The sequence below is a fragment of the Pseudomonas fakonensis genome, from assembly GCF_019139895.1.
GTDB classification, from domain to species: domain Bacteria; phylum Pseudomonadota; class Gammaproteobacteria; order Pseudomonadales; family Pseudomonadaceae; genus Aquipseudomonas; species Aquipseudomonas fakonensis.
In genome coordinates this window covers 2264809-2291250 of record NZ_CP077076.1, presented here as the reverse complement: position 1 = coordinate 2291250, position 26442 = coordinate 2264809, and the positions used below count along the sequence as shown (strand labels likewise).

Sequence of the window (26442 nt, the reverse complement as noted above, 5' to 3'; positions counted from 1 at the left end):
CCTGGCAGTCAATCTCACAGCCTGCTAACTATCTCCCTCCAGAGGTAGCGATACTGATACCTCAACCAAATAATCAAGAGCCTATCAAACTGCCTGCGCAACCAACTGCTCGCGCGCGCCTTCAACCTTGCCTCGATGGCCACCCTGAGTGAGTCAGGGTCAAAGCCCGTCCAGACGGTGGGCACGACTGCTGCGATATTGGTAAAACACACCGGGGCAACTTCTGAAAAAAATATTTCATACAACACCTCCGGATCGACACCTTCGAGTTCAGACGCCAGGTAGTCGTAATCAGTCGGAAAATCGTTGAAGGGTTCCGAAAGTGCCGCTCTGACGGCCGTCAGCTTCGGTTCACTCAGAAGATGTCCCAATGCGAAAATTCCTCCAGTTCTTCATCCCGTGAGTCCGCTACAGCGCCAAATCACTGTATTCAATGCGCCGCACTAGCTTGCGCCGTCGCCTTCTACAACCGGCGTCGCAGCCGACCCGGCCAACAACCCACCGTCAATATTGAACTCACTCCCGGTCATGTACGCGGCCTCATCCGAAGCCAGCAACACCGCCAGGGCAGCCACCTCGTCCGGCATGCCGAAACGCCGCAAAGGCGTATCGCGAACCAGCGCAGCCATGCGCGCCTGACGCTCTGGCCCGGTACCCAGCATGGGCTCCCACATGGGGGTCAGGATGGCCGCCGGGTGAATGGAGTTGCAACGGATGTTCAACCCTTGCTCGGCGCAGTAAAGCGCCACGGTCTTGGTGTGGTTGCGCACCGCAGCCTTGGATGACGCATAGGCGGCAGCGCCGGGGATGCCCACCAGGCCAGAGCGGGAAGACAGGTTGATGATGGCCCCGGCCCCCGCAGGGCGCATGGCGCCAATGGCGTACTTGCAGCCCAGGAACACACCGTCCAGGTTGGTCTGGTGCACCGCGCGCCAGTCCTCCAGCCGGGCGTGTTCGGGGTCATGCTGGAGCATGCCCTGCTCAAAACCAGTGATGCCAGCGTTGTTCACCAGCACGTCCAAGCTGCCGCGTTCGTTCAGCACGTGGGCGGTCACGCGTTGCCAATCGGCTTCGCAGCGTACGTCCAGGTGCAGGTAGCAGGCCTGCTCACCCAGGGAGGCGGCGAACGTGGCTCCGAGTTCGTCATTGATATCGGTGAGGTAGACGAAGCAGCCTTCGCCTACGAAGCGTTGTGCGATCGCGGCGCCAATGCCTTGGGCTGCGCCGGTGATGACGGCGGTTTTGCAAGAAAGTCTATTGCCCATGTAACACCCTGCCTGTGTCAGTGATGCATTGAGTGATGGCTCAGCCCGGCCCGCCCAGGGGCCTATCCCATTCAAGGTAGTTGCGTCAGGGCTGCCAGGTGCTTGCCACAACCCTTGCAGCGCCTATGAGATCGAGCGCCGCCCGCGCGGCGCTCGATCTGATAGGCGCTGCAAGGGTTGTGGCGAACACCTGCATGCCCTGACGCGAATAACTTCAAAGCGGTGGCTTTAAAACTGGCAGGTATCACGATCTGAAAACCTGGCGGATGTACGAAAAGGACCACAGCCACCCGCCCAGTCCTACAAAAAAACCATCCGACTTTCCCTATTCCATGTAGGGCGTTTCCCAAGCATGCTTCACCCCCTGTTGCGCCATCGATCTGAGGTCTAGTCTCGCCGGGCCGCTGCAAATTCAGCGGCCGGGTCTGCAAGCCCGTGCGGGACAACTAGAACCAGTACCACCCCAGCTATTGGCTCATTGCGCCTGGCTGTGCTTCATGGTGGCTGCGTACGGGTGGCCTTCGGGCCAGCCGGGCTTTTCTCTAGTTGCCCCGGTCTTGCAGGCCCGTACGTAGCCGCCACCCTTCACCTGCAAGTGAAGGGATGCGGTCCGATCAGCGCAACTAGAGAGTCCACGCCATGCTCAAGATCGTCCCCGATCCACCCCACACTTCCAATACCCCTCAATACCTCGAAGACACCCTGGTCGAAGCCCTCGAATACGCTATGTGCGGCCTGGCCGTCGGCCAACAGTCCATCACCTTCCTGCCCAAGTCACCGGCTTCGATCATGCTGCTGGCGGTGATGCATGAGCTGGAGGCCACGCGCCAACTGGTGGAGTGTGCCTTGGCGCAGGTGCAGCTAGGGCAGCGCCGACAAGCTTACACACTGCATTAGGCGCTGAACCTGTAGGAGCGGGCTTGCCCGCGATAGGGCCTGGCCTGCAAACGCGGCTGCATGGCAGCGGCACCGCCGGTGATCGCGGGGCAAGCCCGCTCCCACGTTGCCCTGCGCCCCAACGCCAATTCGGCATGCAAACCAAAAGGACTTCCCATGGACACCACCTCCCCCACCCCGCTCGGCAAACTCGGCTGGACCGTCGGCAGCGCCACCTGCATGGACGGCGCCGTCGAAGGCCAACGCCTGTTCCAGGTCATCCCCGGCAACTGCGCCGACCATGCCATGGAGCAAGCCTCCATCCTGCTCGCCAGCGCCCGCCGCGCCTCTTACATCGGCGTGATGGACGACGAACCGGTGCTGGTCTGGGCCTCGCACTACCTGAGCGAAATGGCCAAGGCACTGATGGATGATGCGCATATGGGCATGCACAAAAGCGCCAAGGCCTGAAGGGCCTGCAGGTTCTGGCTTGCATCCGGGGTTTCAGGCCTGGCCCTATCGCCGGCAAGCCGGCTCCTACAGTTTGTTTCGGGCCAATTATTACTGTGAAAGTACTGGCGCCTGACTTAGTGCATGCCTTGAGTTATGCGGGGCGGCCTAGGCGCACATGCCGAAATCGAGTCGTACCAACAAGGCGTACCCCGGTACCGGCACAGGAGAGGCTGGCCTGAAACAAACTGTAGGAGCCGGCTTGTCGTGGCGACGAACCGCGTCGATGCGCCGCGCGGGCGGCGCTCGATCTCATAGGCGCTGCAAGGGTTGTGGCGAACACCTGCATGCCCTGACGCGAATAACTTCAAAGCGGTGGCTTTAAAACTGGCAGGTATCACGATCTGAAAACCTGGCGGATGTACGAAAAGGACCACAGCCACCCGCCCAGTCCTACAAAAAAACCATCCGACTTTCCCTATTCCATGTAGGGCGTTTCCCAAGCATGCTTCGCCCCCTGTTGCGCCATCGATCTGAGGTCTAGTCTCGCCGGGCCGCTGCCAATTCAGCGGCCGGGCCTGCAAGCCCGACCGAACATCGATATGTGCTCACCTTCGAGTCGCTGGCAACTGCCAGTGCCCTCGCTCAATGGTGGCTACGTATGGGTGGCCTTATGGCCAGCCGGGTTTAGCTCGATGTTCTCCGGACTTGCAGACCTGTACGTAGCCGCCACCTCTTCGCTCTGCAGGTGTTGGGTGTGTGGTTGATCGATCACGAACATCGAGATGAAACCATGCTGAAAATAGTCCCTGATCCACCTGTAGATACCCCTCGATACCTCGAAGACACCCTGGTCGAAGCCCTCGAATACGCCATGTGCGGCCTGGCCGTCGGCCAACAGTCCATCACCTTCCTGCCCAAGTCCCCGGCTTCGATCATGCTGCTGGCGGTGATGCATGAGCTGGAAGCCACGCGCCAACTGGTGGAGTGTGCCTTGGCGCAGGTGCAGCTAGGGCAGCGCCGACAAGCTTACACACTGCATTAGGCGCTGAACCTGTAGGAGCGGGCTTGCCCGCGATAGGGCCTGGCCTGCAAACGCGGCTGCATGGCAGCGGCACCGCCGGTGATCGCGGGGCAAGCCCGCTCCCACGTTGCCCTGCGCCCCAACGCCAATTCGGCATGCAAACCAAAAGGACTTCCCATGGACACCACCTCCCCCACCCCGCTCGGCAAACTCGGTTGGACCGTCGGCAGCGCCACCTGCATGGACGGTGCCGTTGAAGGCCAGCGCCTGTTCCAGGTCATCCCCGGCAACTGCGCCGACCATGCCATGGAGCAAGCCTCCATCCTGCTCGCCAGCGCCCGCCGCGCCTCTTACATCGGCGTGATGGACGACGAGCCGGTGCTGGTCTGGGCCTCGCACTACCTGAGCGAAATGGCCAAGGCGCTGATGGATGATGCGCATATGGGCATGCACAAAAGCGCCAAGGCCTGAAGGGCCGGCAGGTTCTGACTTGCATCCGGGGTTTCAGGCCCGGCCCTATCGCCGGCAAGCCGGCTCCTACAGGGGTATGCGGTCGCCTGTAGGAGCTGGCTTGCCAGCGATGAGGCCGGTAGCCCCGGCCCACATCAGTGCTTGCAGGCCCGGCCCTATCGCCGGCAAGCCGGCTCCTACAGGGGTACGCGCTCGCCTGTAGGAGCTGGCTTGCCAGCGATGAGGCCGGTAGCCCCGGCCCACATCAGTGCTTGCAGGCCCAGCCCTATCGCCGGCAAGCCGGCTCCTACAGGGGTACGCGGTCGCCTGTAGGAGCTGGCTTGCCAGCGATAGGGCCGGCGGTCCAGATACATATCTTCGCCTTCAGCGCAGAAGCCCCCAGATGCTACTGCCCCACCTGCCGCACCAGCGCCTCGGCCGCGCGCCGCCCGGCTTCAGGGCTCACCCGCGCCGCCAGCACCTGGCTCACCTCGCCCAACTGCCCCGCCGTCAGCCCGGTGTTCAGGCTGATGCGCATATGCGCCTGCAACTGCGGCTCCACCCCGCTCATGGCCGCAAGCATCGCCACGGTAGCCAGTTCGCGGTGCTGCCAGCCAAGGTTGTCGCGCTCGAAGATGTCACCGAACAGGTGCGTGCGCAGGTACTCGTTAGCCACCGGGGCAAAGTCGAACAGCGGGCCCTGCACCGGGGCGCCGGCCAGTTTCGTCTGGTTGGCGGTACCGGCCGCCAGCAACGCGTCACCCTGCGGGCCAGGCCGGCTGGGCTCGCGGCCGGGGTCGTCGACGATGCCGGCCTGCTTGCGCGCCTGCACCACCTTCAGCAGCTCGCCCAAGGCGTTCAGGCTGCGTGGAAAGCCTGCATAGGCGTACAACTGCACCAGCACCTCACGCACCTCGCTGATGCTCAGCCCGGCATCCAGGCCCTGGTTCAGCGCCGGGTTCAACTTGCCGAGGTCGCCGACGGCCGCAAAGGCGGCAATGGGCAGAATCGCCTGCTGGCGGGTATCGAGCGAAACGCTTGTGGTGGTCGCGGTGTTCACGGAATGAGGCTCCTGTGCGAAGGCATTGGACAAGCTAGCAACCAGCATCAGGGCACCGAGTGCCGGGCGCAGGCTACTCCACCGGCGTGGCGCTGTACTGTTCATCACTGACCTTCTCCATCCAGTCGACGTTCTTGCCATCCAGCGTGCCGGTGACAGCCACGTGGGTCATGGCGGTGCCGGGCGCGGCGCCGTGCCAGTGCTTGACGCCTGGCGGGCACCACACCACATCACCAGGGCGGATCACCTGCACCGGCTGGCCCCACTCCTGGGTCAGGCCCACGCCGCTGTGCACCACCAGGCGCTGCCCGGCCGGGTGGGTGTGCCAGGCAGAACGGGCGCCGGGCTCGAAGGTGACCAGGGCGCCGGAGGCGTTGAGGGTTTCACTGGCAGGCCACAACGGGTCGATGCGGGCGCGGCCGGTGAAGAAGGCTTCGGGGCCGGGTACCGAATGCTGCGCGCCGGCTGCGGTTATTTGCTGGGCGCCTTCGGCGAGGGTGGCCTGTAGCGCGGCCACGCACAGGGCGGTTTCGAGTATGCGTTTGGGCATGTTGCGGCACCTCTTGCTGGGAATGGGTATTTTCCGCGGGGTGCCCTGCCGAGTGTTGCGCAATCCGCCGTGATAGTTGCCTGATCCTCCCGCAGACGGCCCCTGCAAGTTTGCGCGGGCCACTGTAGGAGCTGGCTTGCCAGCGATGAGGCCAGCAGCACCAGCACAAAGCTTTGCTGCCAGGCCCGGCCCTATCGCCGGCAAGCCGGCTCCTACAGAGGGACGCGACCGCCTGTAGGCGCATTCCGAATGATCACACGGCGCCTGAGTGGCAGCGCGGCCAAACACTCAGCCCATCAACACCTGCCCGAACTCTTCGGCCGTCGGGGTTTGCGCCCATTGCGCCACCCCTTGGGGCAGCACCACCCAGGGCTGCTTGCGCCGGGTCCAGATATGCGCCACCGGCTCGAACCGTTCGGCGCCCTCCAGCACCCCGGCGCGCACCACGCGCATGCCCGGCGCCGCGGTGGTCTCGTTGAACAGCCGGGTATGGCAAGCGCCACACGCGTACTGGGTGCTGGTATGCCCGGCGCCTTCATGCACGAAAGTGACAGGCTCGCCATCTACCCGCACGCTCGCGCCCAGGCACAGCAGGTGCAGGCCGAAGGCGCTGCCGCTCCAGCGCTGGCAGTCGAGGCAATGGCAGGCGTACAGCGGCGGCAGCGCCGGGGCGTCGATCGCGAGCGTGATGCGCCCGCAGCGGCAATGACCGGTGAATCCCATGGGCTCAATCCTTACAATGGCGTCCAGTTGAAGTCGGGGCGCATCATCCACCCTCGCCGGCCCCGGTAGAAGAGCCAAGATGGAGCAGCCATTGGTCAAGAATGTATGAGCCCGCTCGAGTGGGAGCGCCAGCGGGTTTTCCTCGCCGTGTTGCGCGCCGGCAGCCTGAGCGGCGCGGCCAGGTTGCTGGGCATCGCCCAGGCCACCGCGCGGCGGCGCCTGGACCAGTTGGAGCAGGCGCTGGGCCTGAGCCTGTTCACCCGCACCCCGGCCGGGCTAACGCCCACCGAGGCAGCACGCGGGCTGACCCAGCACGCCGAAGCCATGGACATCGCCGCCCGCGCCTTCAGCCGCATGGCCAGCGAACAAACCGCCATGGACCAGGGCACGGTGCGCATCACCTGTGCCGACCTGCTGGGGGTGGAGGTACTGCCGGGGTTGCTGCGCGAGCTGCATTACCAGCACCCCGGGCTGCGGCTGGAGCTGAGCGTGGGCGATGCACTGGAGGACATCGCCAGGCTGCAGTCGGACATTGCCGTGCGCCTGGTGCGGCCAGTGGAGGCTGACATCACCGTGCGCCGGGTCGGCAGCCTGCGGGTGCGGCTGCACGCCAGCGCCGCCTGCCTTGAGCGCTACGGCGCCCCTGGCAGCCTTGACGCGCTGCGCGCTGGCCCGCTGATCGGCCCGGACCGCCGTGCGGCCGACCTGCGCCGGTTGGTGGAGGCCGGGCTGTGCGAGGTAGACCAGCCGTTCACCATCGCCTCGGACAACCACCTGGCGCAGTTGGCCGCGCTCAAGGCCGGGCTCGGGTTCGGCCTGTGCCCGGTGCAGATCGCCCGGGAGCACGGGCTGGTCGAAGTGCTGGGTGAGCAGTTCGGTTTTGAGGTGGATGTGTGGCTGGCGATGCACAGCGACCTGCGCCGCACCCGGCGAATTGCCCGGGCCTTCGATGGGTTGGGGGACGCGTTGCAGGCGTACCTGGCCGGCTAGCACTGGCGCTTATCCTTGCTATCAGGCCCGGCCCGGTCGCCTGTAGGAGCTGGCTTGCCAGCGATGAGGCCGGCAGCCTCGGCACACATCTTGGCTTGCAAGCCCGGCCCTATCGCCGGCAAGCCGGCTCCTACAGAGGGCGCGCGGTTGCAGGGTCAAACGTTGAAAATCCTCCGCCCTGAAACGTCTTGCCGCTAACCCGGTCTCATCCATTTTCAGGACACCCAACGCCATGGACTGCCGCCGCTGCCTCCTGCTGCTCGCCCTCGCCCTGCTGCCCGCCAGCACAACCTTCGCCCAGGCAAAAGACGATACCAGGCCCAAAGGCGGCCAGTACTCGCGCAATTGCTCCGCCGCCGCCGCGCACAGCCTGATCGGCGAAAAACTCAATGCCGACACCAAGGCCCTGGCCCTGGCCCGCTCCGGCGCTACCAGCGTGCGGGTGGTGAAGTTGAACGGCCCACGCGACCTGGGCATGGTCAGCCAGCGCCTGACCCTGGCCGTCGACTGGCAGCAACTGATCACCGAGCTCTGGTGCGGGTAGCCCCGGCCCGATTGATTTGATAATCGTTATCACTTAAGGTGCGCTCCTCGCACCGGAGGGATAGCCGTTATGGTTGATGAGCTGAGCCAGGTCTACGCCGAACACAACAGCTGGCTGAAGCAGTGGCTGTACCGTCGGCTGGGCTGTTCGGCGCAGGCCGCGGACCTGGCCCAGGACACCTTCGTGCGCATTCTCCAGGCCCAGCGCAAAGCCGGCCTGGGCCTTGCCCTGCAGCAGCCGCGGGCGTACCTGGCCACGGTTGGCCGACGCCTGGTATACGACCACTTTCGCCGCCAGTCGCTGGAGCGCGCCTACCTGGAGCTGCTGGCCCAGTTGCCCGAGCTGTTTGCGCTGTCGGCCGAAGAACTGTGGGCCATGCGTGAAACCCTGCAGCAACTGGACGCCCTGCTCGACACCTTCAAGCCGGTGGTGCGCTCGGTGTTCCTGCTGGTGCAGCTGGAGGGCCTGACCTACGTGCAGGTGGCCGCCCGGCTGGGCATCGGCGAACGCACGGTCAAGCGCCACATGGCCAGTGCGCTGCAAGCCTGCATCCTGTTCGACGACGACTGCTGATGGCCGGCGAGCAACCGCGCATCAGCGCCGAGGTGGCGCGCCAGGCCGCGCACTGGCACATGCTCATGCTCGATGACGGCGTCAGCCCGGCGCAGCAGGCCGCCTGCAGCCGCTGGCGCGCCGCCGCGCCCGAGCACGAACGGGCCTGGCAGAAGGCCCGGCGGGTGCAGGAGCAACTGGGCCTGCTGCCGCCGCGCCTGGCCATGGGCACCCTGCACCGCGAGCGGCGCCAGGTGCTCAAGCAACTGCTGACCCTGGCCATCCTCGCCCCGCTGGGCTATGCCGGCTACCGCCAGCTGGCCCCGCAACAGGCCTTCGACACCGCCGTCGGCCAGCACCAGCGCCTGACCCTGGCCGATGGCACGGTGCTGGAGCTGAACACCGACACTGCCGTGGCGGTGGACTTCGACCAGCAGCAACGCCTGATCACTCTGCGCCACGGCGAAGTGCTCATCGACAGCGGCGCCGATGCCGGCCACCCCTGGCACCGCCCGCTGCGGGTGGCCAGCGCGCAAGGCACGTTGCAGGCCTTGGGCACCCGATTTGTGGTACGCCAGCGCGACAGCCGCACGCAACTGGCCGTGTACGAAGGGGCCGTGCGGGTGACGCCGTTGCAGGGCCCCGAACACACCCTCGAGGCCGGCCAGCAGCTGAGTTTCGACGCCCACGGCCAAGGCCCGCTGAGCGCTGCCCGCGAACAGGACCTGCAATGGACCCAGGGCCAGCTGGTGGTCGACGAGATGCCCCTGGGCGAATTCCTCGCCGAACTCGGCCGCTACCGGCCGGGCTGGCTGCGCGCCCAGGGCGATGTGCAACGGCTGCTGATCAGCGGCGCGTTCCAGTTGCGCGACACCGACGCAATCCTGGCCGCCCTGCCCGCCACCCTGCCGGTGCAGGTGGACTACCGCACCCGCTACTGGGTCACCGTGAGCGCGCGTTGAAAATCAATTGGCCCGTTTTTTCGCCTCGTCAGTCCTTAGCTGTGGAACTGCCACAAACATAGGGACAACCGTTCAATGATCCGCGCCTCTTCACCGGCCCGCCGCAGCGTTCGCGCCATGGGCAAACCCCGTCAACTGCTCGCCCTGAGCGCCCTGGCCATCGCCCTGCAAGGCTATGCTGCCGGCGCCAGCGCCGCCCCCGTGCAGGCCCCGCAGGCCTACAGCATCGCCGCCGGCAACCTGGCCCAGGTGCTGGCGCGCTTTGCCAGTGAAGGCGGCGTCACCCTGCAGTACACCTCTGAGCTGACCCGCGGCCTTGCCAGCCCAGGCCTGCACGGCCAGTACGGCATCGACGAAGGCTTTGCCCTGCTGCTGGCCGGCAGCGGCCTGCGCGCCGTGCCGCGCGGGGGCCAGGTGTACGGCCTGGAGCCCCTGCCGCTGAACGCTGCCGACGGCGGCGCGGCACTGAACCTGGAGCCGCTGAACATCACCGGCCGGCAAGACCAGGCCACAACCGAAGGCTCCGGCAGCTATACCGCCAACGCCGTGACCATCGGCAAGTCCACCCACCGCCTGAAAGATATCCCGCAGTCGGTCAGCGTGGTCACCCGCAAGGCCATGGACGACCAGCGCCTGGACACCCTCGACAAAGTGCTGGAGAAAACCACCGGCATCACCACCCTGCAGAGCCCGTCCGGCGGCAAGTACATCTACTCGCGCGGCTTCGAGGTGGAGACCATCCAGTACGACGGCGTGCCGATGGACCGGCGCTACTACGCCATCGGCAGCAGCTTCACCGCCGACACCCTGCTGTACGACCGCGTCGAGGTGCTGCGCGGCGCCAACGGCCTGCTGCAAGGCAGCGGCAACCCGGGGGCTGCGGTGAACCTGGTGCGCAAGCGGCCCAAGGCCGAGGCCGCGCTGTCGGTGACCGCCAGCGCCGGCTCCTGGGACAGCTACCGCCAGACCCTCGACGCCAGCGCCCCGCTGAGCGCCGACGGCGCCCTGCGCGGGCGCATGGTGGCCGCCCACGAAAGCCAGGACTACTTCTACGACACCGCCGAAAGCCGCAAGAACGTGCTGTACGGCATGCTCGAATACCAGATCAACGACGCCACCACCGTGGCCGCCGGTGCCAGCGTCGAAGACCTGCACTCCACGCCGTTTTTCAGCGGCCTGCCGCGCAACAAGGACGGCAGCTCGCTGAACGTGGGCCGCTCCACCTACACCGGCGCCGACTGGAACAAGTGGGACAACAAGCAGACCAGCTACTTCGCCGACATCACCCACGACTTCAACGCCGACTGGCGCCTGAAGGCCTCCGGCACCTACCTGCGCGAAACCAACTACATCCTCTACAGCTTCGGCCGCGGCGCCGTGGACCCGGCCACCGGCGACGGCATGCGCTCGCGCGCCTACCTGTACGACTTCGAGAACATCACCAAGGCCGCCGACGTCAACCTCACTGGCAAGTGGCGCGCCTTCGGCCGCGAGCACGAGGTGGTGGTGGGCGCCAACGCCAGCGACCTGAAGACCGACGACCTGCAGGGCGGCATGCTCAACCTCGGCCCGATGAACATCTACGACCCGGTCTCGCCCCAGCGCCCGACCATGGACCAGCTGCTGGGCACCAGCTACGCCGGCACCTCCCACGGCAAGATCCGCCAGGACGGCCTGTACGGCGTGGTGCGCTACAAGCTCACCGACCCGCTGACCCTGGTGCTGGGCGGGCGCACCAGCAACTACAAGTACGACTATGCGCTGCAGCGCTTCAACGCCGCCTCCCCCACCCCGGCGCATGCGCGCAGCAGCGGCGAGTTCACCCCCTATGGCGGGTTGATCTACGCGCTGAACGAGCAGTGGTCGGCCTATGCCAGCTACGCCGACATCTTCAAGCCGCAGACCGAGCTGACCGAAGAAAACAGCACCCTCAAGCCCATCGAGGGCGCCAACTACGAGATGGGCCTGAAGGGCGAACTGCTGGACGGCCGGGTCAACACCACGTTGGCGCTGTTCCAGGTCGACCAGCAAAACCGCGCGCAGTACAACGGCAACAGCGCCTGCGACACCAACTGCTACGTGGACGGCGGCAAGGTGCGCACCCGCGGTTTCGATGCCGAAGTCAGCGGCGAAGTGCTGGCCGGGCTGCAGCTGTTTGCCGGCTACACCTACACCCACACCGAGTACCTGAATGACCCGGGCGATGGCGAGTCTGCCGGCGGCGCCGCGTTCAACACCTTCACTCCGCGCCACCTGCTGCGCGTGTGGGCCGACTACAACCTGCCCGGCGACTACCAGCAATGGACCGTGGGAGGTGGTGCCAACGTGCAAAGCCGCAACTACCACAACAACTTCGGCGGCACCGACGGCGTGGGCAAGATCGAGCAGGCCGGCTACGCCATCTGGAACGCGCGGTTGGCGTACCAGATCAACGAAAACTTCAGCGTGGCGTTGAACGGCAACAACCTGTTCGACAAGAAGTACTACTCCAGCATCGGCTGGTTGCATGCCGCCAACTACTACGGCGACCCACGCAACTACACGGTGACCCTGCGGGCGGACTTCTGAGGGTGGCAGGCCCTTTCAGGTGCTGCCTGACGGGGCCGGGCCTGCAGACGCGGATTTGCACCAAGGCTGCTGGCCCTATCGCCGGCAAGCCGGCTCCTACAAAGACCGCGCAAACTTGCAAACGCAAACCCAGCCCTACGCACTACTGTAGGAGCCGGCTTGCCGGCGATGAGGCCAGTACAGGCAGCACAAGACAGTTGCTCCCACAGGTACGGCGCTTGGTTCGGGCTTCGCGCGAGCCTGTAGGAGCCGGCTTGCCGGCGATCACCGGCACAGCCGGTGCCAGCATTCGCCTGTGCCGGCCCTATCGCCGGCAAGCCGGCTCCTACAGGGATCGCACCAGCTTTTAGAAATTGAGCAAGACAGTTGCTCCCACCTGTCCTCGCCTAATGCAGCGTGTAAATCTGCCGACGCTGCCCAAGCTGCACCTGCGCCACGGCACACTCCACCAGTTGGCGCGTGGCTTCCACCGCCAGCAGCATGATCGTGGCCGCAGACTTGGGCAAAAAGGTAATGGACTGTTGGCCGACAGCCAGGCCGCACATGGCATGTTCCAAGGCTTCGAGCAAGGTGTCTTCAAGGTATTGAGGGGTATCGCACAGAGGTGGTGGATCGGGGACGATCTTGAGCATGGTGAATCCTCTTTTGCCAGGGAATGACCACTCCACCCTTGCAATGAGTAAGGGTGGCGGCCGCGTAAGGGTCTGCAAGACCGGCGCAAAAGAGAAAACCGGCAGGCCCGGGGGCCTCCCTTACGCAGCTGCCATAACACGACAATCAGCACAATCATGTACTGATGCCTTGGCAGGGGATTCAGAGATGCATCCGTTCAAAGCAGACAACGCGCCCCATAAAATACCTCTTGCAGAAGCAGGAAAACACGGACCGCTGTGATAGACGCTTGCGTATCCTGACACACACAAGCTGGACAGCGATTCGACATCGGCTCTTACCTCGTCCACTAAGGCACCACAAACCCCAACCAAGATGATGCCCTGCATTACACTCTATTTGACTGGTCGTATCTGGTCAGAAGACAGAGCTAACAGTGCTAGTGTTCTGCCCTGCTCGTCGCAAAATTCCACTTCATAACCTTCAACAGGCGTACTATATATATCAATTACTGTCCCACTATCCCCTGCCCTCAAGCCTTCCTCGGGAAAATCATCGAGCAACATGACGACATCAAACTGCAAGTATCCCATACCACCTCACCTTATTGAAACACCCTGAAATCATTATAACCACAACCATCATCTCCACTAAAAATCCGACCCACGCAGAATTTTCCGGCGTTTACGGATAACCCACCCAATACACCAAAGATATTTCAGTCATTCGCAACCACTTCCGCCCAGTACCCACATAAAACTTCAACATGCTGCACACTGACAGACAGCAGACCTCAATTTCCTCAAAACTCACTCAAGCTCATTTAAAATACAGCCCCATCTTTCAAAAACCTAATACCACGACACAACTAATACACAGAATTCTCCCGGCGCCGATAAACAACTCTACCGCCATCTGCCAATCCCGAAAGGCTGCCATTACCCACTACAACCTCTGAACAACACTCCAGATGACAGTCCTGATACGCCGTATATTGACATACAACACCTTCAATCTCATCAATATCTTCATCTATAGCTTCCTCAATATAAAACCGCAGCACCCACTGCCTTCCGTCCCACAACAGCAATACCATTCTGAAATTGGCAGAAACCGCACCCGCCAGTGCCTGCACTAGCATAAGCACTTGGAAATTCCAGTCTTCCAGACTCGGCTGCCCCATCACTTCAAACTTCATTTCGATTTCTCCGCGCCCACATCATTGACTTCCACCGACAACAACCCTAGTGGCAAACCTCACTCAGGCAATCTGGAATATCCACTGTACTTGGGCCTGCCCAAAGCTAAGTCCACTGCGTGTATTCTTTCAATCCGTTGAACGGTTTTATTGTTTTGATCACAGACATCCCTCTCTCCTCTCGAGTTACCCTGCATCGCAGCTTTGACGCCTCTGCGCCAAAGCCACAACAAGCCAAAATCTCATCAAACGCTGAAGCGCCTACATAAAAATACCCTGTAATTTTCAGGCGCCATGAGCACCAGCCTCTTGACATCATCACCACGAGCAACCGAATGACCTATCAACGACTCTACAAAATAATAAAGATACTCCCCATTTTCTTTTAGCGCAGGCTCATTAAGCAAACGCACAATCCCATCGAATTCGCTTTCCCTTACCAAGGTCTCGGCCAACGCCTCACACGCCGAGATATAAAGCGAATCCTCAATAACGCCAGCCACCCCGCCGAACTCATCCAGCGACGCTTCAAGCCCTTCTGTAGAAACACCTGAAAAGTCCTTGAGCCAGGCAAGAAAGCTCAGGAAAAACTCATCTGCCGAGAGCATTTTTAATATCCTTTAGCAGCTCTTGAGTAACACCAACATCTCTCCGGCCGCATGCAAATCTTTCTTGAGAGATTTCAAACATGGACCACGTTCAAACCCGCCAGAAACGCCTTAATCATGTCAACATCCTTGTCATTCTTCGCCATCGCAACAAGCACTGGAACCAAGTGATAGAGCAACAACTCCTGCTTTTGTTGAGCCAGAGGCAACTGCTCCCTGATACATCCTAAAAACGAAGACACAGACATGAATGATGAAAACACTTTATAGCCACGCTCAGAAGCAAACGGAATTTTCTGCATATAATGCCGAGCCAACTTCAACTGATCACTTCTCTTCCAGGAGCGATGAGGAATTAGAACCATGCCTTCCCCATAACCCTGCTCGCTTATAGGATATGTGGATATCAACCATTCAGCGGCTTGCTCGGATGACATCTTTAACAAATCTGCAACTTGCTCTTTTTGCCTGACGTCCATAGACCCACTTCGACCTGAGAAAATCTGTTGGCGGCCTGGCATTATCATTCGGCTCACCCACCTATTCAGACGACCTCTCCAGCTTCAGCTTTATATATTCTTCCAAATAGCTCTCCAAGGAATATGCCGTACCAAATTCATGAAGCACACCCGTCCACTTATCAACTATAAACGGGGCATTCCCTGCAAGCTTCGCAGCACTTTCCCCCGTGTCCAAATACTCTTTCGATTGATAACAAAAAAACCAGCCTTCAGAAAACTCTCCCTCATAGACTATCTCCAATGGAATCTCCGACTCTTCCAAGTAATCCCTTGCCAGCCCCAGAGCATCAATATAGGTAATCATCCATTACTCCTCACCAACTGCATAACTTATATTCATCAGCCAGCGCCTACAGGTGTGGGGGCGAGTTGACTGGCGCGGCAGGCGACAGGGTGGAAGGCCAGTCACCCGCCTGCAGCGGGCGCAAATGTCGCATCCATGGCCTCCCGGTCGTAATCCAGCAGCCAGCCCCGATGCGCCTCGTAAAGCTCACTCAGCGCTTCGTGCCCGGGCCCTACCACATCCATGCCGCGATCATCGTAGGGGTACACCATGAGGCGTTTGTTCAGGTTGAACAGAAAGAAAGCACACCGTGGCTTCGGTCGAATGGCCTGAAAGTCGCTGGCCAAGGCGCACCACAGCAACGGTTCGAGCAGCGAAAGCGGGGCCTCGAACACCAGGTACAACTGGTATTCAGGCTCATCCTCGCTAAACCAATCGTCCGGGTGGGTCTTCTCGCTCCATGACTCGCGCTGCGCCGGAATGCGGATGCCCGCGTCACCGAGTGCCCTGTAGATACGACGAAAATCACCACGCTGATTGCTGTGCAGTTGCAGGCATACCACCAGCAGTTCGTCACCGTGAAACAGGTCGCGGCAGACCACCGTGGCCTTGCGCATTGCCTGCAGGAACAGCTCGATTGCACTGCCCTGCTCCGACAGTTCGAAGCGCAAGCCACCGGGTTGCGAATAAAACACCGGCCTTTCGAAAATGCTCGGCCCGAAGGTGTTGAAAATGTCTTGCTTGAGGGGCACCAGGTGCGTTCCTTTACCAGCGTGTTTAAGCGTTACGAATCAATGTATCCAAGAGCGCTTCAAATGCTTCAGGGACCAGGTCTTTCTGTTCAGGAGAAAGCAATACATTCATGACCTGCTGCTCACAAACGCAATCGAAAACATCAATAGCCACCCACCCACTTGACCAAAATTCCACGGTCGCCAACTTGTTCAAGCCTGCCATTTCTATCCGCTCAAGATCGCCAAAGTCCCCCTCAGGGAATGTTGAACGCACCACGGAAAAGCCTTTCAACAAAGGCATTACGTCCCTGTTGAACCGAAAGACATCCATCACCCCGTCCCCTACCTATTCTTGAACCCTTGCCACGCATAGAACGTAACCCGCTGAGGCAGCCACCGCAAACCTGCCAGAGCGGGCTCACTCGCGAAAACGTCGGGACTGGCAAGCGCATGAATGGCACCGGCGCTGCCGGTGATCGCGGGTCAAGCCCGCTCCCACGCACAGGCACAGGCACAGGCACAGGCAAGCTGGCCTGCTTGCGCCGTTCGTTCAAGCGCCCACCCCATCCCCCGGCCAACACTGGCAGCCCCATCCGCAAGGAGCTGCCCATGCGCACGCTATACGCCCCAATGTTCTTCTTCGGCTTCATCGGCGCCGCCCTGTCACTGGCCCACGACCCTGCCTGGCTAGTACTGCTGCTGGCCTGCGCGGTATTGCTGTCACTGGCCTGCGAACAACTGATGCCCTACAAGCCCGCCTGGAACCAACCTGCCGGCGATGGCCCGCGCGATGTGTGCCATGCACTGGTCAACGAGGGCCTGACCATCGCCAGCGTGGCCAGCGTGCCGCTGCTGGCGGCCTGGCTGCCAAACCTCGGCCTGTGGCCCGCCCACTGGCCGCTGGCGCTGCAGTTGCTGGCGGCCATCGCCCTGGCCGACCTGGGCATCACCCTGGTGCACTACGCCAGCCACCGCAGCGCCTGGCTGTGGCGCCTGCATGCGGTGCACCACAGCGTAACGCGCATGTACGGCTTCAACGGCCTGATGAAACACCCCCTGCACCAGATGCTCGAGACCCTGGGCGGCACCCTGCCCCTGCTGCTGCTCGGCCTGCCGGTGGAGGTGGCGCTGCTGCTGGCGTTCAGCGTGTCGACCCAGCTGTTGCTGCAACACAGCAACGTCGACATGCGCATCGGCTGGCTGCGCCATGTGTTCGCCTGGGCGCCGGTGCATCGCCTGCACCACCTCAAGTACGGCACTGCCGGGGACGTGAACTTCGCCTTGTTCTTCCCGCTGTGGGACCGCTTGCTGGGTACCGCCCTGCACCTGCCGGGCTATGCCCTGGCAGACGACGACATGGGCATCGGTGACCGGCCGGATTATCCGCAAGGGTACCTGGCACAATTGCGCGAACCGTTCAGCAGCGCCTCGGCGCACCCGCCTGCGGTGCTGCCAGCGGCCTTGCAGCAGGCGCTAGCCGAGCGTACATAGGCGCAGGTTGCGCAGGGCGCTGCCGGGGCTCAGGCCGAACTGGCAGCGCACGCTGCGGCTGAAGTGCGCCGAGTCGGCAAAACCTGCGGCCACGGCGGCGTCGGTCAGGCTGGCGCCGCCCAGGGCCAGCTGGATGCCGATGCGCAGGCGCTGCCACAGCACCATGCGCCGTACCGAAAGCTTCAGGGTGCCGCTGAACAGGCGTTCGAGCTGGCTGATCGACAAGGCCGCCGTGCTTGCCAGTTCGCGGGCTGACAGCCTGTGTTCATCCAGTGTGCGAATGCGCTGCAGGGCGCTGGCCAGGCGCGGGGGCAGCGGGCGGCGAGGCCAAGTTTGCAGCTGCTCGGCCAGGTGCTGGGGGTGGTTGCCGGCCAGCTCGCAGGCCTGGGCCAGGTCGCCAAGGTCGAAGGCCAGCGGCTCGGCGAACAGGGTCAGGCAGCGTGCGCCGTGGCTGAGTATGGCGTGGGGTTGGCGGGACGGGATCAGCAGCATTGGGCCGAGCTGGTACTGGTCGCCGAGGGCCACCTCGATTGGGCCGTCGAGGCCGATCAGCACCTGGTGGGCGTAGTGCTCGTGGGGGGCGGTGCGGGCCACGCTGCCCAGCAGCAGGCAGTGGTCGTCGCCAAGCCAGATTTCGCCTTGCCAGCTTTGGGTGGGCGGGTGGTTCATGGGTGTTCCTTTCCCGGGTTGCGGCTGGGATGGTAGCGGCCGGGGGGCGGGCTGTCATTGCTGGGCTCCGATGCGCCCCCTCGTAAATCCATCCCCTCCTGCGCTATCGTCCCCCAACCCCCTCAAGCCCCAGGCCACCCCCATGCGCATTGTCATCCCCGACGACTACCAGCACGTGATCCGCACCCTCGACTGCTTCACCCGCCTGGCCGGGCACGATGTCACGGTCTTGCACCAGGCCAAGCCCGCCTCGCTGGACGAACTGGCCGAACGCTTCGCCGACACCGATGCCCTGGTGCTCACCCGCGAGCGCACACGCATCGACGCCGCCCTGCTCGAGCGCCTGCCCAAGCTCAAGCTGATCAGCCAGACCGGCAAGGTCGCCGGCCACCTCGACCTGGCCGCCTGCACCGCATGCGGCGTGGTGGTAACCGAAGGCCGCGGCTCGCCGGTGGCACCGGCAGAACTTGCCTGGGCGCTGATCCTCAACGCCCGCCGCCAACTGGTGCCGGCCATCGATGCATTCCGCCAGGGCCAATGGCAGGTGAACATGGGCCAGGCCCTGGCCGGCCAGGTGCTGGGGGTGTGGGGCTACGGCAAGATCGGCCAACGCCTGGCGCGCTACGCCCAGGCCTTCGACATGCCGGTGCTGGTGTGGGGCAGCGAGGCCAGCCGCGCCGCGGCGCAAGCCGACGGGCACCGCGCGGCGGCGTCGCGCGAGGCGTTCTTTGCCGAGGCGGATATCCTCAGCCTGAACCTGCGCCTGGCCGACAGCACCCGGCATGGCGTGACCCTGGCAGACCTTGGGCTGATGAAGCCCGACGCGCTGCTGGTCAACGTCAGCCGCGCCGAGCTGATTGCACCGGGCGCCTTGCTGCAGGCGCTGGATGCCGGCAGGCCGGGGTTTGCCGCGGTGGATGTGTTCGAGCAGGAGCCGCTGCTGGACCCCGACCACCCACTGCTGCGCCACCCGCGGGTGCTGAGCACGCCGCACCTGGGGTATGTGGAGAAGAACGGCTACGAGCTGTATTTCGGCGATGCGTTCGACAATGTGCTGGCGTTTTTCGACGGTGTGCCGGTGAATGTGGCCAACCCGCAGGCGCTGGGTAAACGCTGAGGCGCTGAACCTGCGGCACTTGCATTCCACCCATCACCCCGCAACAATGCGAGCAATTCCCATTCACATCACGGATTGCCTGCATGTCGGCGCTCGACCAAGCCTCTCTCCACCAGCTGTACAGCGAAAACAACGGCTGGCTGAAGAGCTGGCTGCGCGCACGGCTGGGCAATACCGCCGATGCCGCCGACCTGGCCCAGGACACCTTCGTGCGGGTAATGACCGCGCGCAACCAAGTGCCCATCCGCGAGCCGCGCAGCTACCTCAGCGCCATCGCCCGTGCGCTTTTGATCGACAAGGTGCGCCGGCGCACCATTGAGCAGGCCTACCTGCAAGCCCTGGCCTTGCGCCCGGAACCGGTAGAGGTATCCCCCGAAGTGCGCCTGTCGATCATCGAGATGCTGGTGTCGGTCGATGCGCTGCTCGATGAACTGGGCCCGCGCACCCGCGGCATCTTCCTCGCCGTGCAACTGGAGGGCCTGCCCTACGCTACCGTGGCCGAGCGCTTCGGGGTGTCGGTGACCACGGTGAAAAACCACCTGGTGCGCGCCATGACCCGCTGCCTGCTGGTGGCCGAACACTGATGGACCTGAACACCCTCGAAGCCGCGGCCACCTGGTACGTCGAGCTCAACGACGGCACCACCAGCGCGTCGCGCACCCAGGCCTGGCGCCAGTGGCTGGCGGCCAGCCCGCAGCATGCCGCCGCCTGGGCCCGGGTGGAGCAGCTGCAGCAGCAATGGGCCCTGGTGCCGCCGCAGGCCGCCCTGCGCAGCCTGGGGGCTGCCCAGGCCAAGCGCCGCGAGGTGCTCAAGGTGTTGGGCCTGCTGCTAACGCTGGGCGGCAGTGGCTGGTTGGCGGCCGAACGGCTGCCCTTGCAGGCGCTGATGGCTCAGCAGCGCACCGGCTCCGGCGAGCGCCGCAGCTTGCAGTTGTCCGATGGCACGCAGCTCGAACTGAACGTCGGCACCGCGCTGGATGTGCAGTACGACGCTACGCTGCGGGCCATCGCGCTGTACCAGGGCGAAGTGTTCATCAAGACCGCCACCGACCCGGCCCGGCGCCCGTTCATCGTGCACACCGGCAACGGCAGCGTGCGCGCCCTGGGCACCGCGTTCAGCGTGCGCCAGTTGCCCGCGCAAACCCGCATCGGCGTGCTGCAGTCGGCGGTGGAGATTCGCCCGCAACACCACCTTGGCCGGGTGCTGCGCCTGGAGGCCGGGCAGCAGGCCAGCTTCGATGCCGAGCAGTTCGGGCCCGCCCGCCCCCTGCCCGAAGACAGCACCGCCTGGCGCATGGGCATGCTCAGCGTCAATGACTGGCGCCTGGGCGACTTCATCGACGAGCTGGCGCGCTACCGGCCAGGGGTGTTGCGTTGCGCGCCGCAGGTTCAGGCCTTGAGCATTTCCGGTGCATTCAGCGTCGACGACACCGACATCGCCCTGGCCAACCTGCCAAAAACCCTGCCGGTGAGCGTGCGCTACCTGAGCCGTTACTGGGTGAGCGTGGAGCCTGCCTGAAACTTTTTTAACGCCAATCTTGCTGATTTCGATTCTCGCCCGTCCCTGACACAAGCCGCGACGACAGCGACTTTCTGCCATGACACGCAAGGATCACTCGATGCCCCACGTTCGCCCCCGCCCCGCCGCCCACTTGCGCCAGGCCATCCGCCTGGCGGCGTTCGGCCTGTCCCTCGCCAGCGTGCCCGGCGCCCTGTTGCTGCCGGCCCAGGCCATGGCCCAGGGCCTGGCCGCCTACCACGTGCCCGCAGGCCCCCTGGGCAATGCCATCACCCAGTTCGGCGTACAGGCCGGGGTGACCGTTTCGTTCGACACCGCCCAGGCACGCAACCTCAACAGCCCGGGCCTGGACGGCAGCTACAGCGTCGATGAAGGCCTGCTGCGGCTGCTGGCCGGCAGCGGCCTGCAAGCCCAGCGCCAGGGCAACGGTGGTTATGTGCTGGTGCCGGCCGCCAATGGTGCGGCGATGGAGCTGGGGCCGCTGAACATCGAGGGCAGCCGCCTCGACGCCACCAGCGAGGGCACCCAGTCTTACGCGGCCCGCGCGGTGACCATCGGCAAGGGCGTGCACACCCTGAAGGAGACGCCCCAGGCGGTCACGGTCATGACCCGCAAGATGCTCGACGACCAGAACCTCAACACCCTCGAGCAGGTGCTGGACAAGACCCCGGGCATCACCGTGTACGACTCGCCCATGGGCGGCAAGTACTTCTACTCGCGCGGCTTCAACCTCGACGGCCAGTACCAGTACGACGGCGTGCCGCTGGATGTGGGCGGCAACTACGTGCAGGCCAACAGTTTCTCAAGCGACATGGCGTTCTACGACCGGGTAGAGATCCTCAAGGGCGCGGCCGGCATGATGAAGGGCTCGGGCTCGTCGGCAGGCGGCGTCAACTTCGTGCGCAAGCGTGGCCAGGACAAGGCCCGCACCAGCGTGACGCTGTCGGCCGGCAGTTGGGACAACTACCGCGGCCAGGTCGATGTGGGCGGGCCGCTGAACGAATCGGGCAGCGTGCGCGGGCGCGCCGTGGCGACGCTGCAGGACCGCCAGTACTTCTACGACAACGCCAAGCGTCAGGACCAGGTGCTGTACGGCGCCCTGGACTGGGACATGACCCCCGACACCACCGTGGGTGTGGGCCTGGCCTATGAAGACGTCGATGCCTCGCCCTGCTACCACGGCCTGCCGCGCTACGCCGACGGCAGCGACCTCAAGCTGTCGCGCTCCACCTGCCTGGGCGCCAGTTGGAACGACCTGCAGAGCCAGCGCATCACAGGTTTTGCCGACCTCAAGCAGCGCCTCAACGATGACTGGACGCTGAACTTCGCCTCGGTCTACACCCACAACAACCAGAACATCGAGTACGGCTACGCCGAAGGTGCGGTGCCGGTGGGTGCCAGCACCGCGAGCATGGGCCGCTATGCCGGGCGTTTTGATTACGACCAGACCGACTACGGCTTTGATACCTACGTCGATGGCAAATTCCGCGCCTTCGGCCTTGAGCACGAGCTGATCGTCGGCGCCAACGCCAGCCACCAGAAGACCCACGACTACTTCGCGCTGATGGCCTTGAGTGGCACCCAGAACCCGTTCGACCCCTCGTCCAGCTTCCCGCACCCGTCCAAGGATGAGTTTCTGCTCAACCCCACCCGTGGCGGCGCCGTGCCCACCGACTCCACCACCCGCCAGTTCGGCACCTACGCCAACCTGCGCCTGAAGTTGGCCGAGCCGCTGACGCTGGTGCTGGGCACCCGGGTCAGCTGGTACCGCAACGAAAGCGACTCCTACACCCAGCGCTGGGACTACTGGGTGCGCAACCGCAGCCAGGAGAACGGCCAGGTGACGCCGTTCGCCGCCGTGCTGTACGACCTGAACGAGCAGTGGACTGCCTACGCCAGCTACGCCGACATCTTCCAGCCGCAGAGCAACCTGGTGAATGCCCAGGGCCAGGCGCTGCAGCCCAAGACCGGTGCCAGCTACGAGCTGGGTATCAAGGGTGAGCTGTTCGACGGTGGGCTCAATACTGCGTTCAACCTGTTCCGCACCACCGAAGAGCACCGTGCCGAGACCGACTATGTGGGCACCTGCAAGGGCTCGGGCGACCAGTACTGCTACACCGACAACGGCAAGGTCCGCGCCCAGGGTTTCGAGGCCGAGGTCAGCGGCTCGCCGGTCGAGCGCCTGCAATTGCTGGCGGGCTACACCTACACCCAGACCAAGTACCTGAGCACCATCGAGGCCACCGACCCGACCGAGCTGACCTTCAGCTCAAGCTTCATTCCGCGGCACATGCTCAAGGTGTGGGGGGATTACCAGCTGGGTGGCGCCCTGGAGCGCTGGACCGTCGGCGCGGGGGTGAGCAGCCAGAGCGACAACTACCGGCGCCAGGGCGACCTGCGGATCGAGCAGGCGGGGTATACGTTGTGGAGTGGGCGGGTGCAGTACCGGCTGGATGAGCACTGGAGCCTGGCGCTTAACGGCAACAACCTGCTGGACAAGAAGTATTACGCGACGATTGGGGCTACGGGGTGGGGGAACTACTACGGCGAGCCGCGGAATTTCATGTTGACGCTTAGAGGGGATTTCTGAGGGTTTTGGGTTCGGGGATTATGGTTATTGCTTTGGGAGATGTATGCGCATTCATTGACGATAGCGGCTTTTCGTCACCTTTCCGTCCTTACGGCGGCTTACTTTTGTCGTGGCAAAAGTAAGCAAAACCGTCTGCTCCCATCATCCGGCCCCCTACGCTGCGCTTCGGGGGTTCCCTCGCTCCGGGCTTGCTCCGGAGGTACGCGCCGACGGGCCGTCCCTGGCCCGATCGGCGCTCGACCGGCATCCATGCCGGTCGCCCCCCTACGCAATCCCTACGCTCGGCCTCCTGAAGTCGCGATTTGTGTTGCCTGAACTATTGCGCGCTTAGAAGCCAGATCAACAGCCAGATCAACAGCCAGATCAACAGCCAGATCAACAGCCAGATCAACAGCCGGGATGTTGGTTAGTTGGTTGTCGATGTGTTGTTTGTTCGGGCCCTATCGCCGGCAAGCCGGCTCCTACAGGGTTACGCGATATCAGATATAACGCGTTCCACTGTAGGAGCCGGCTTGCCGGCGATTGCAATCCTAAGTTCCCACGGTGGCAACTAGCGGTTAGCTGCGCCAATGCAGGCGCCGCCACTAACTTCGCGACTTCAGGAGGCCGAACGCAGGGATTGCGTAGGGGGGCGACCGGCATGGATGCCGGGCGAGCGCCGATCGGGCCAGGGACGGCCCGTCGGCGCGTACCCCCGGAGCAAGCCCGGAGTGAGGGTACCCCGGAGCGCAGCGCAGGGGCCGGATGAATGGAGCAAGCATTTTTTGCTTACTTTTTGATGCTTCAAAAAGTGAGCCGCCGTAAGGGCGGAAAGGTGAATAAGCGTCAATACAAATAATGAATGCGCATATAACTTTCAAAACCAACTAAACCAACTAAACCAACTAAACCAACTAAACCAACTAAACCAACTAAACCCAAAATAGCGTACACCACAACCTACAAACCGCCCCCCCAAAAAAACAGAAAACCCCGCTGCGTGGGCGGGGTCATCTGTTACTGAAACAAACCGCTATGTCAGCCAACCCCCCCCCCATCAATGACTGGTAGGCATGGCAAACTCCGCCCCCTTGGCAGTCCCCTGCGGCCAGCGCTGCATGATGCTCTTCTGCTTGGTATAGAAGCGCACCCCCTCCTCACCATAGGCATGCATATCGCCAAACAGGCTCTTCTTCCAGCCACCAAAACCATGCCAGGCCATCGGCACCGGAATCGGCACGTTGATCCCGACCATGCCCACCTGGATACGCCGGCCAAACTCACGGGCAACGTGGCCATCACGGGTATACAGGCTCACACCGTTGCCAAACTCGTGAGCGTTGATCAGCTCCACTGCCTCGGCAAAATCCTTCACCCGCAGGCACGCCAGTACCGGGCCGAAGATTTCCTCCTTGTAGATGCGCATGTCCGGGGTGACGCCATCGAACAAGGTGCCACCCAGCCAGAAGCCATCACCACACCCCTCACCCGCCGTCTGGCCGTTGAAGCCACGGCCGTCGATCAGCAACGTCGCCCCCTCTTTGACGCCTTGCTCGATGTAACCGGTGATGCGCTCCAGCGCCGCATGGGTCACGATCGGCCCCATCTCGGCCTCGAGGTTGGTGCCATTGAGCACCTTCAGCTCACGGGTACGCTCGATCAGTTTGGGCATGACTTTATCGGCAGTTTCATCACCGACGAACACCGCCACGCTGATGGCCATGCAACGCTCGCCAGCCGACCCGTAGGCCGCACCGATCAGCGCATCGACCACCTGGTCGATATCGGCATCGGGCATCACCACCAGGTGATTCTTGGCGCCGCCCAGGGCCTGCACGCGCTTGCCGTGGCGGGCGCCGGTCTCGTAGATGTGGTTGGCGATCGGGGTGGAGCCAACGAAGGATACCGCCTGCACGTCCGGATGCTCGATCAGCGCGTTGACCGCATCCTTGTCACCCTGCACCACGTTGAACACGCCATCCGGCAGGCCGGCCTGCTTGAGCAGTTCGGCGATGAACAGGCTTGGGCTCGGGTCCAGCGGGCTTGGCTTGAGCACGAAGGTGTTGCCGGTCGCCAAGGCCACCGGGAACATCCACATCGGCACCATCACCGGGAAGTTGAACGGGGTGATGCCGGTGACCACACCCAGCGGCTGGCGCAGGGTCCAGTTGTCGATGTTGGTGCTGACCTGGTCGGTGAAATCGGTTTTCAGCAGTTGCGGCGCACCGCAGGCGAACTCGACGATTTCGATGCCGCGCATCACCTCGCCCTGGGCGTCGGTGAACACCTTGCCATGCTCGGCGGTAATCATGCGGGCCAGGTCGTCACGGTGCTCGTTGAGCAGCGCCAGGAACTTGTTCAGCACCCGCGAGCGGCGCAGCGGCGACAGGTTGCTCCAGGCCGGGAAGGCGGCCTTGGCCGAGGCCACGGCGGCGTCCACGTCTTTTTGCGCAGACAGCTGCACTTGGCCGGTGACCACGCCGGTGGCCGGGTTGTAGACCGGCAGTTGCTGGCCGCTGGTGGCCTCGGCCTGGGCGCCGGAGATCCAGTTCATGATGGTTTGGGTCATTGTCTTTTTCCGAACAGGTTTCAGAAGGTTTGCAGTTTTCTGTGTAGGAGCGGCCTTGTGTCGCGAAAGGGCTGCAAGGCAGCCCCAGCAATCCATGGGCAAATGCTGAAAGCCTGGGGCCGCTGCGCGCCCCTTTCGCGACTCAAGGCCGCTCCTACAGGGAGAGAGAAGCGAGAAATCAGTAAATCGCGTACACCTTGCGCACGGTCTCCAGCACATCCCAGCGCCCGGTCCATCCCGGTGGCAGGATGATCAGGTCACCATCGGTGACCTCCACCACTTCCTGGGTGCTGTCATCGGTAAGCAGCGCCTTGCCCGAAATGATGTAGGTGAACTCGGTGTCAGGGCGGTCGACCACCGGCCAGCCACCGGGCTGGCATTCCCATACGCCGAGATTGCCGACCGCTTCCGGGGCCTGCTTGCTGATGGCGATCTGCGGGTCACCTTTGTCAGCGCCGGCACGCTGACCGGCAGGGTTCAGTGGCAGGGCCTTGATGTCGGCGTGCTTGATGATGGTGAACGAAGGCATGGGGTTTTC

The 26442-nt window shown here is 63.4% G+C and carries 30 protein-coding genes; 14 read left to right on the top strand and 16 right to left on the bottom strand.

The window, feature by feature from the left end:
- Positions 1-14: 14 nt before the first annotated feature.
- A complete protein-coding gene (locus KSS94_RS10340) occupies positions 15-371 on the bottom strand; it encodes a DUF7079 family protein (protein ID WP_217842878.1) in 357 nt (118 codons plus the stop codon).
- Positions 372-443: 72 nt separating this feature from the next.
- Positions 444-1265 carry an SDR family oxidoreductase gene (locus KSS94_RS10335; RefSeq protein WP_217842877.1) on the bottom strand — a complete coding sequence of 274 codons (822 nt, stop codon included), beginning with the start codon at positions 1263-1265 and terminating at the stop codon, positions 444-446.
- Positions 1266-1904: 639 nt separating this feature from the next.
- Here KSS94_RS10335 and KSS94_RS10330 point away from each other — a divergent pair.
- The 4 genes from KSS94_RS10330 to KSS94_RS10315 all read left to right on the top strand — a co-directional run bounded on the left by KSS94_RS10330 (position 1905) and on the right by KSS94_RS10315 (position 4086).
- Positions 1905-2162 carry a hypothetical protein gene (locus tag KSS94_RS10330; protein ID WP_217842876.1) on the top strand — a complete coding sequence of 86 codons (258 nt, stop codon included), beginning with the start codon at positions 1905-1907 and terminating at the stop codon, positions 2160-2162.
- A 156-nt stretch (positions 2163-2318) separates the two neighbouring features.
- Positions 2319-2612, top strand: a complete 294-nt coding sequence (locus KSS94_RS10325) for a DUF3077 domain-containing protein (RefSeq protein WP_217842874.1) — start codon at positions 2319-2321, stop codon at positions 2610-2612.
- Positions 2613-3384: 772 nt separating this feature from the next.
- A complete protein-coding gene (locus KSS94_RS10320; protein WP_217842875.1) occupies positions 3385-3636 on the top strand; it encodes a hypothetical protein in 252 nt (83 codons plus the stop codon).
- Between the two features lie 156 nt (positions 3637-3792).
- The gene (locus tag KSS94_RS10315) at positions 3793-4086 is read left to right on the top strand and encodes a DUF3077 domain-containing protein (RefSeq protein ID WP_217842874.1); all 294 of its coding nucleotides are present in this window, start codon (positions 3793-3795) and stop codon (positions 4084-4086) included.
- Positions 4087-4471: 385 nt separating this feature from the next.
- Here KSS94_RS10315 and KSS94_RS10310 read toward each other — a convergent pair whose 3' ends face one another.
- From KSS94_RS10310 to KSS94_RS10300, 3 genes are all read right to left on the bottom strand, one after another.
- Positions 4472-5230, bottom strand: a complete 759-nt coding sequence (locus KSS94_RS10310) for a carboxymuconolactone decarboxylase family protein (RefSeq protein ID WP_217842873.1) — start codon at positions 5228-5230, stop codon at positions 4472-4474.
- Positions 5199-5675 carry a (R)-mandelonitrile lyase gene (locus KSS94_RS10305; protein WP_217842872.1) on the bottom strand — a complete coding sequence of 159 codons (477 nt, stop codon included), beginning with the start codon at positions 5673-5675 and terminating at the stop codon, positions 5199-5201. The genes KSS94_RS10310 and KSS94_RS10305 overlap by 32 nt, the downstream gene beginning before the upstream one ends.
- A gap of 288 nt (positions 5676-5963) precedes the next feature.
- Positions 5964-6398 (bottom strand): GFA family protein, encoded by a 435-nt coding sequence (locus KSS94_RS10300; RefSeq protein WP_217842871.1) that lies wholly within the window; start codon positions 6396-6398, stop codon positions 5964-5966.
- Between the two features lie 105 nt (positions 6399-6503).
- Between KSS94_RS10300 and KSS94_RS10295 the strand changes: the two genes are divergently transcribed.
- The 5 genes from KSS94_RS10295 (at position 6504) to KSS94_RS10275 (ending at position 12014) form a co-directional block, all read left to right on the top strand.
- A complete protein-coding gene (locus tag KSS94_RS10295; protein WP_217842870.1) occupies positions 6504-7388 on the top strand; it encodes a LysR family transcriptional regulator in 885 nt (294 codons plus the stop codon).
- Positions 7389-7620: 232 nt separating this feature from the next.
- Positions 7621-7932: an I78 family peptidase inhibitor gene (locus KSS94_RS10290; RefSeq protein WP_217842869.1), complete on the top strand. Its 312-nt coding sequence runs from the start codon at positions 7621-7623 to the stop codon at positions 7930-7932.
- A gap of 69 nt (positions 7933-8001) precedes the next feature.
- A complete protein-coding gene (locus KSS94_RS10285) occupies positions 8002-8505 on the top strand; it encodes a sigma-70 family RNA polymerase sigma factor (protein WP_217842868.1) in 504 nt (167 codons plus the stop codon).
- On the top strand, positions 8505-9446 hold the full coding sequence (locus tag KSS94_RS10280; protein WP_217842867.1) for a FecR domain-containing protein: 942 nt from the start codon (positions 8505-8507) through the stop codon (positions 9444-9446). Before KSS94_RS10285 ends, KSS94_RS10280 begins: the two co-directional genes overlap by 1 nt.
- A gap of 117 nt (positions 9447-9563) precedes the next feature.
- Positions 9564-12014 (top strand): TonB-dependent siderophore receptor, encoded by a 2451-nt coding sequence (locus KSS94_RS10275; RefSeq protein WP_225935862.1) that lies wholly within the window; start codon positions 9564-9566, stop codon positions 12012-12014.
- A gap of 386 nt (positions 12015-12400) precedes the next feature.
- On the opposite strand, the gene KSS94_RS10270 is transcribed toward KSS94_RS10275, so the two are convergent.
- The 8 genes from KSS94_RS10270 to KSS94_RS10235 form a co-directional block, all read right to left on the bottom strand.
- A complete protein-coding gene (locus tag KSS94_RS10270; RefSeq protein ID WP_217842865.1) occupies positions 12401-12646 on the bottom strand; it encodes a hypothetical protein in 246 nt (81 codons plus the stop codon).
- A gap of 375 nt (positions 12647-13021) precedes the next feature.
- Complete coding sequence (locus KSS94_RS27450) at positions 13022-13192, bottom strand: DUF4926 domain-containing protein (protein ID WP_225935891.1); 171 nt, start codon at positions 13190-13192, stop codon at positions 13022-13024.
- A gap of 302 nt (positions 13193-13494) precedes the next feature.
- The gene (locus KSS94_RS10260) at positions 13495-13824 is read right to left on the bottom strand and encodes a MafI2 family immunity protein (RefSeq protein WP_217842863.1); all 330 of its coding nucleotides are present in this window, start codon (positions 13822-13824) and stop codon (positions 13495-13497) included.
- 245 nt (positions 13825-14069) lie between these two features.
- Positions 14070-14432, bottom strand: coding sequence for a hypothetical protein (locus tag KSS94_RS10255; protein ID WP_217842862.1), 363 nt, complete (start codon positions 14430-14432; stop codon positions 14070-14072).
- 74 nt (positions 14433-14506) lie between these two features.
- A complete protein-coding gene (locus tag KSS94_RS10250; RefSeq protein WP_217842861.1) occupies positions 14507-14911 on the bottom strand; it encodes a hypothetical protein in 405 nt (134 codons plus the stop codon).
- Between the two features lie 61 nt (positions 14912-14972).
- Positions 14973-15257 carry a YrhB domain-containing protein gene (locus KSS94_RS10245; RefSeq protein ID WP_217842860.1) on the bottom strand — a complete coding sequence of 95 codons (285 nt, stop codon included), beginning with the start codon at positions 15255-15257 and terminating at the stop codon, positions 14973-14975.
- A gap of 101 nt (positions 15258-15358) precedes the next feature.
- Entirely contained in the window at positions 15359-15988 is a 630-nt protein-coding gene (locus tag KSS94_RS10240; protein ID WP_225935861.1) for a DUF3885 domain-containing protein, read from the bottom strand.
- Between the two features lie 25 nt (positions 15989-16013).
- On the bottom strand, positions 16014-16301 hold the full coding sequence (locus KSS94_RS10235; RefSeq protein WP_217842859.1) for a hypothetical protein: 288 nt from the start codon (positions 16299-16301) through the stop codon (positions 16014-16016).
- 278 nt (positions 16302-16579) lie between these two features.
- Here KSS94_RS10235 and KSS94_RS10230 point away from each other — a divergent pair, with 278 nt between their 5' ends.
- Positions 16580-17461, top strand: a complete 882-nt coding sequence (locus KSS94_RS10230) for a sterol desaturase family protein (RefSeq protein ID WP_217842858.1) — start codon at positions 16580-16582, stop codon at positions 17459-17461.
- On the opposite strand, the gene KSS94_RS10225 is transcribed toward KSS94_RS10230, so the two are convergent.
- On the bottom strand, positions 17444-18130 hold the full coding sequence (locus KSS94_RS10225) for a helix-turn-helix domain-containing protein (RefSeq protein WP_217842857.1): 687 nt from the start codon (positions 18128-18130) through the stop codon (positions 17444-17446). The genes KSS94_RS10230 and KSS94_RS10225 overlap by 18 nt on opposite strands.
- Before the next feature lie 142 nt (positions 18131-18272).
- Here KSS94_RS10225 and KSS94_RS10220 point away from each other — a divergent pair, with 142 nt between their 5' ends.
- From KSS94_RS10220 to KSS94_RS10205, 4 genes are all read left to right on the top strand, one after another.
- Complete coding sequence (locus tag KSS94_RS10220; protein ID WP_217842856.1) at positions 18273-19247, top strand: D-2-hydroxyacid dehydrogenase family protein; 975 nt, start codon at positions 18273-18275, stop codon at positions 19245-19247.
- A gap of 83 nt (positions 19248-19330) precedes the next feature.
- On the top strand, positions 19331-19831 hold the full coding sequence (locus KSS94_RS10215) for a sigma-70 family RNA polymerase sigma factor (RefSeq protein WP_217842855.1): 501 nt from the start codon (positions 19331-19333) through the stop codon (positions 19829-19831).
- Positions 19831-20766, top strand: a complete 936-nt coding sequence (locus tag KSS94_RS10210; RefSeq protein ID WP_217842854.1) for a FecR domain-containing protein — start codon at positions 19831-19833, stop codon at positions 20764-20766. The genes KSS94_RS10215 and KSS94_RS10210 overlap by 1 nt, the downstream gene beginning before the upstream one ends.
- A gap of 100 nt (positions 20767-20866) precedes the next feature.
- Positions 20867-23356 carry a TonB-dependent siderophore receptor gene (locus KSS94_RS10205; RefSeq protein WP_217842853.1) on the top strand — a complete coding sequence of 830 codons (2490 nt, stop codon included), beginning with the start codon at positions 20867-20869 and terminating at the stop codon, positions 23354-23356.
- Between the two features lie 1036 nt (positions 23357-24392).
- Here the strand turns inward: KSS94_RS10205 and KSS94_RS10200 are convergent.
- Together KSS94_RS10200 and KSS94_RS10195 are read right to left on the bottom strand one after the other, a co-directional pair.
- The gene (locus tag KSS94_RS10200) at positions 24393-25904 is read right to left on the bottom strand and encodes a CoA-acylating methylmalonate-semialdehyde dehydrogenase (protein WP_217842852.1); all 1512 of its coding nucleotides are present in this window, start codon (positions 25902-25904) and stop codon (positions 24393-24395) included.
- Positions 25905-26082: 178 nt separating this feature from the next.
- Entirely contained in the window at positions 26083-26433 is a 351-nt protein-coding gene (locus KSS94_RS10195) for a cupin domain-containing protein (RefSeq protein WP_217842851.1), read from the bottom strand.
- Between the last annotated feature and the right edge of the window lie 9 nt (positions 26434-26442).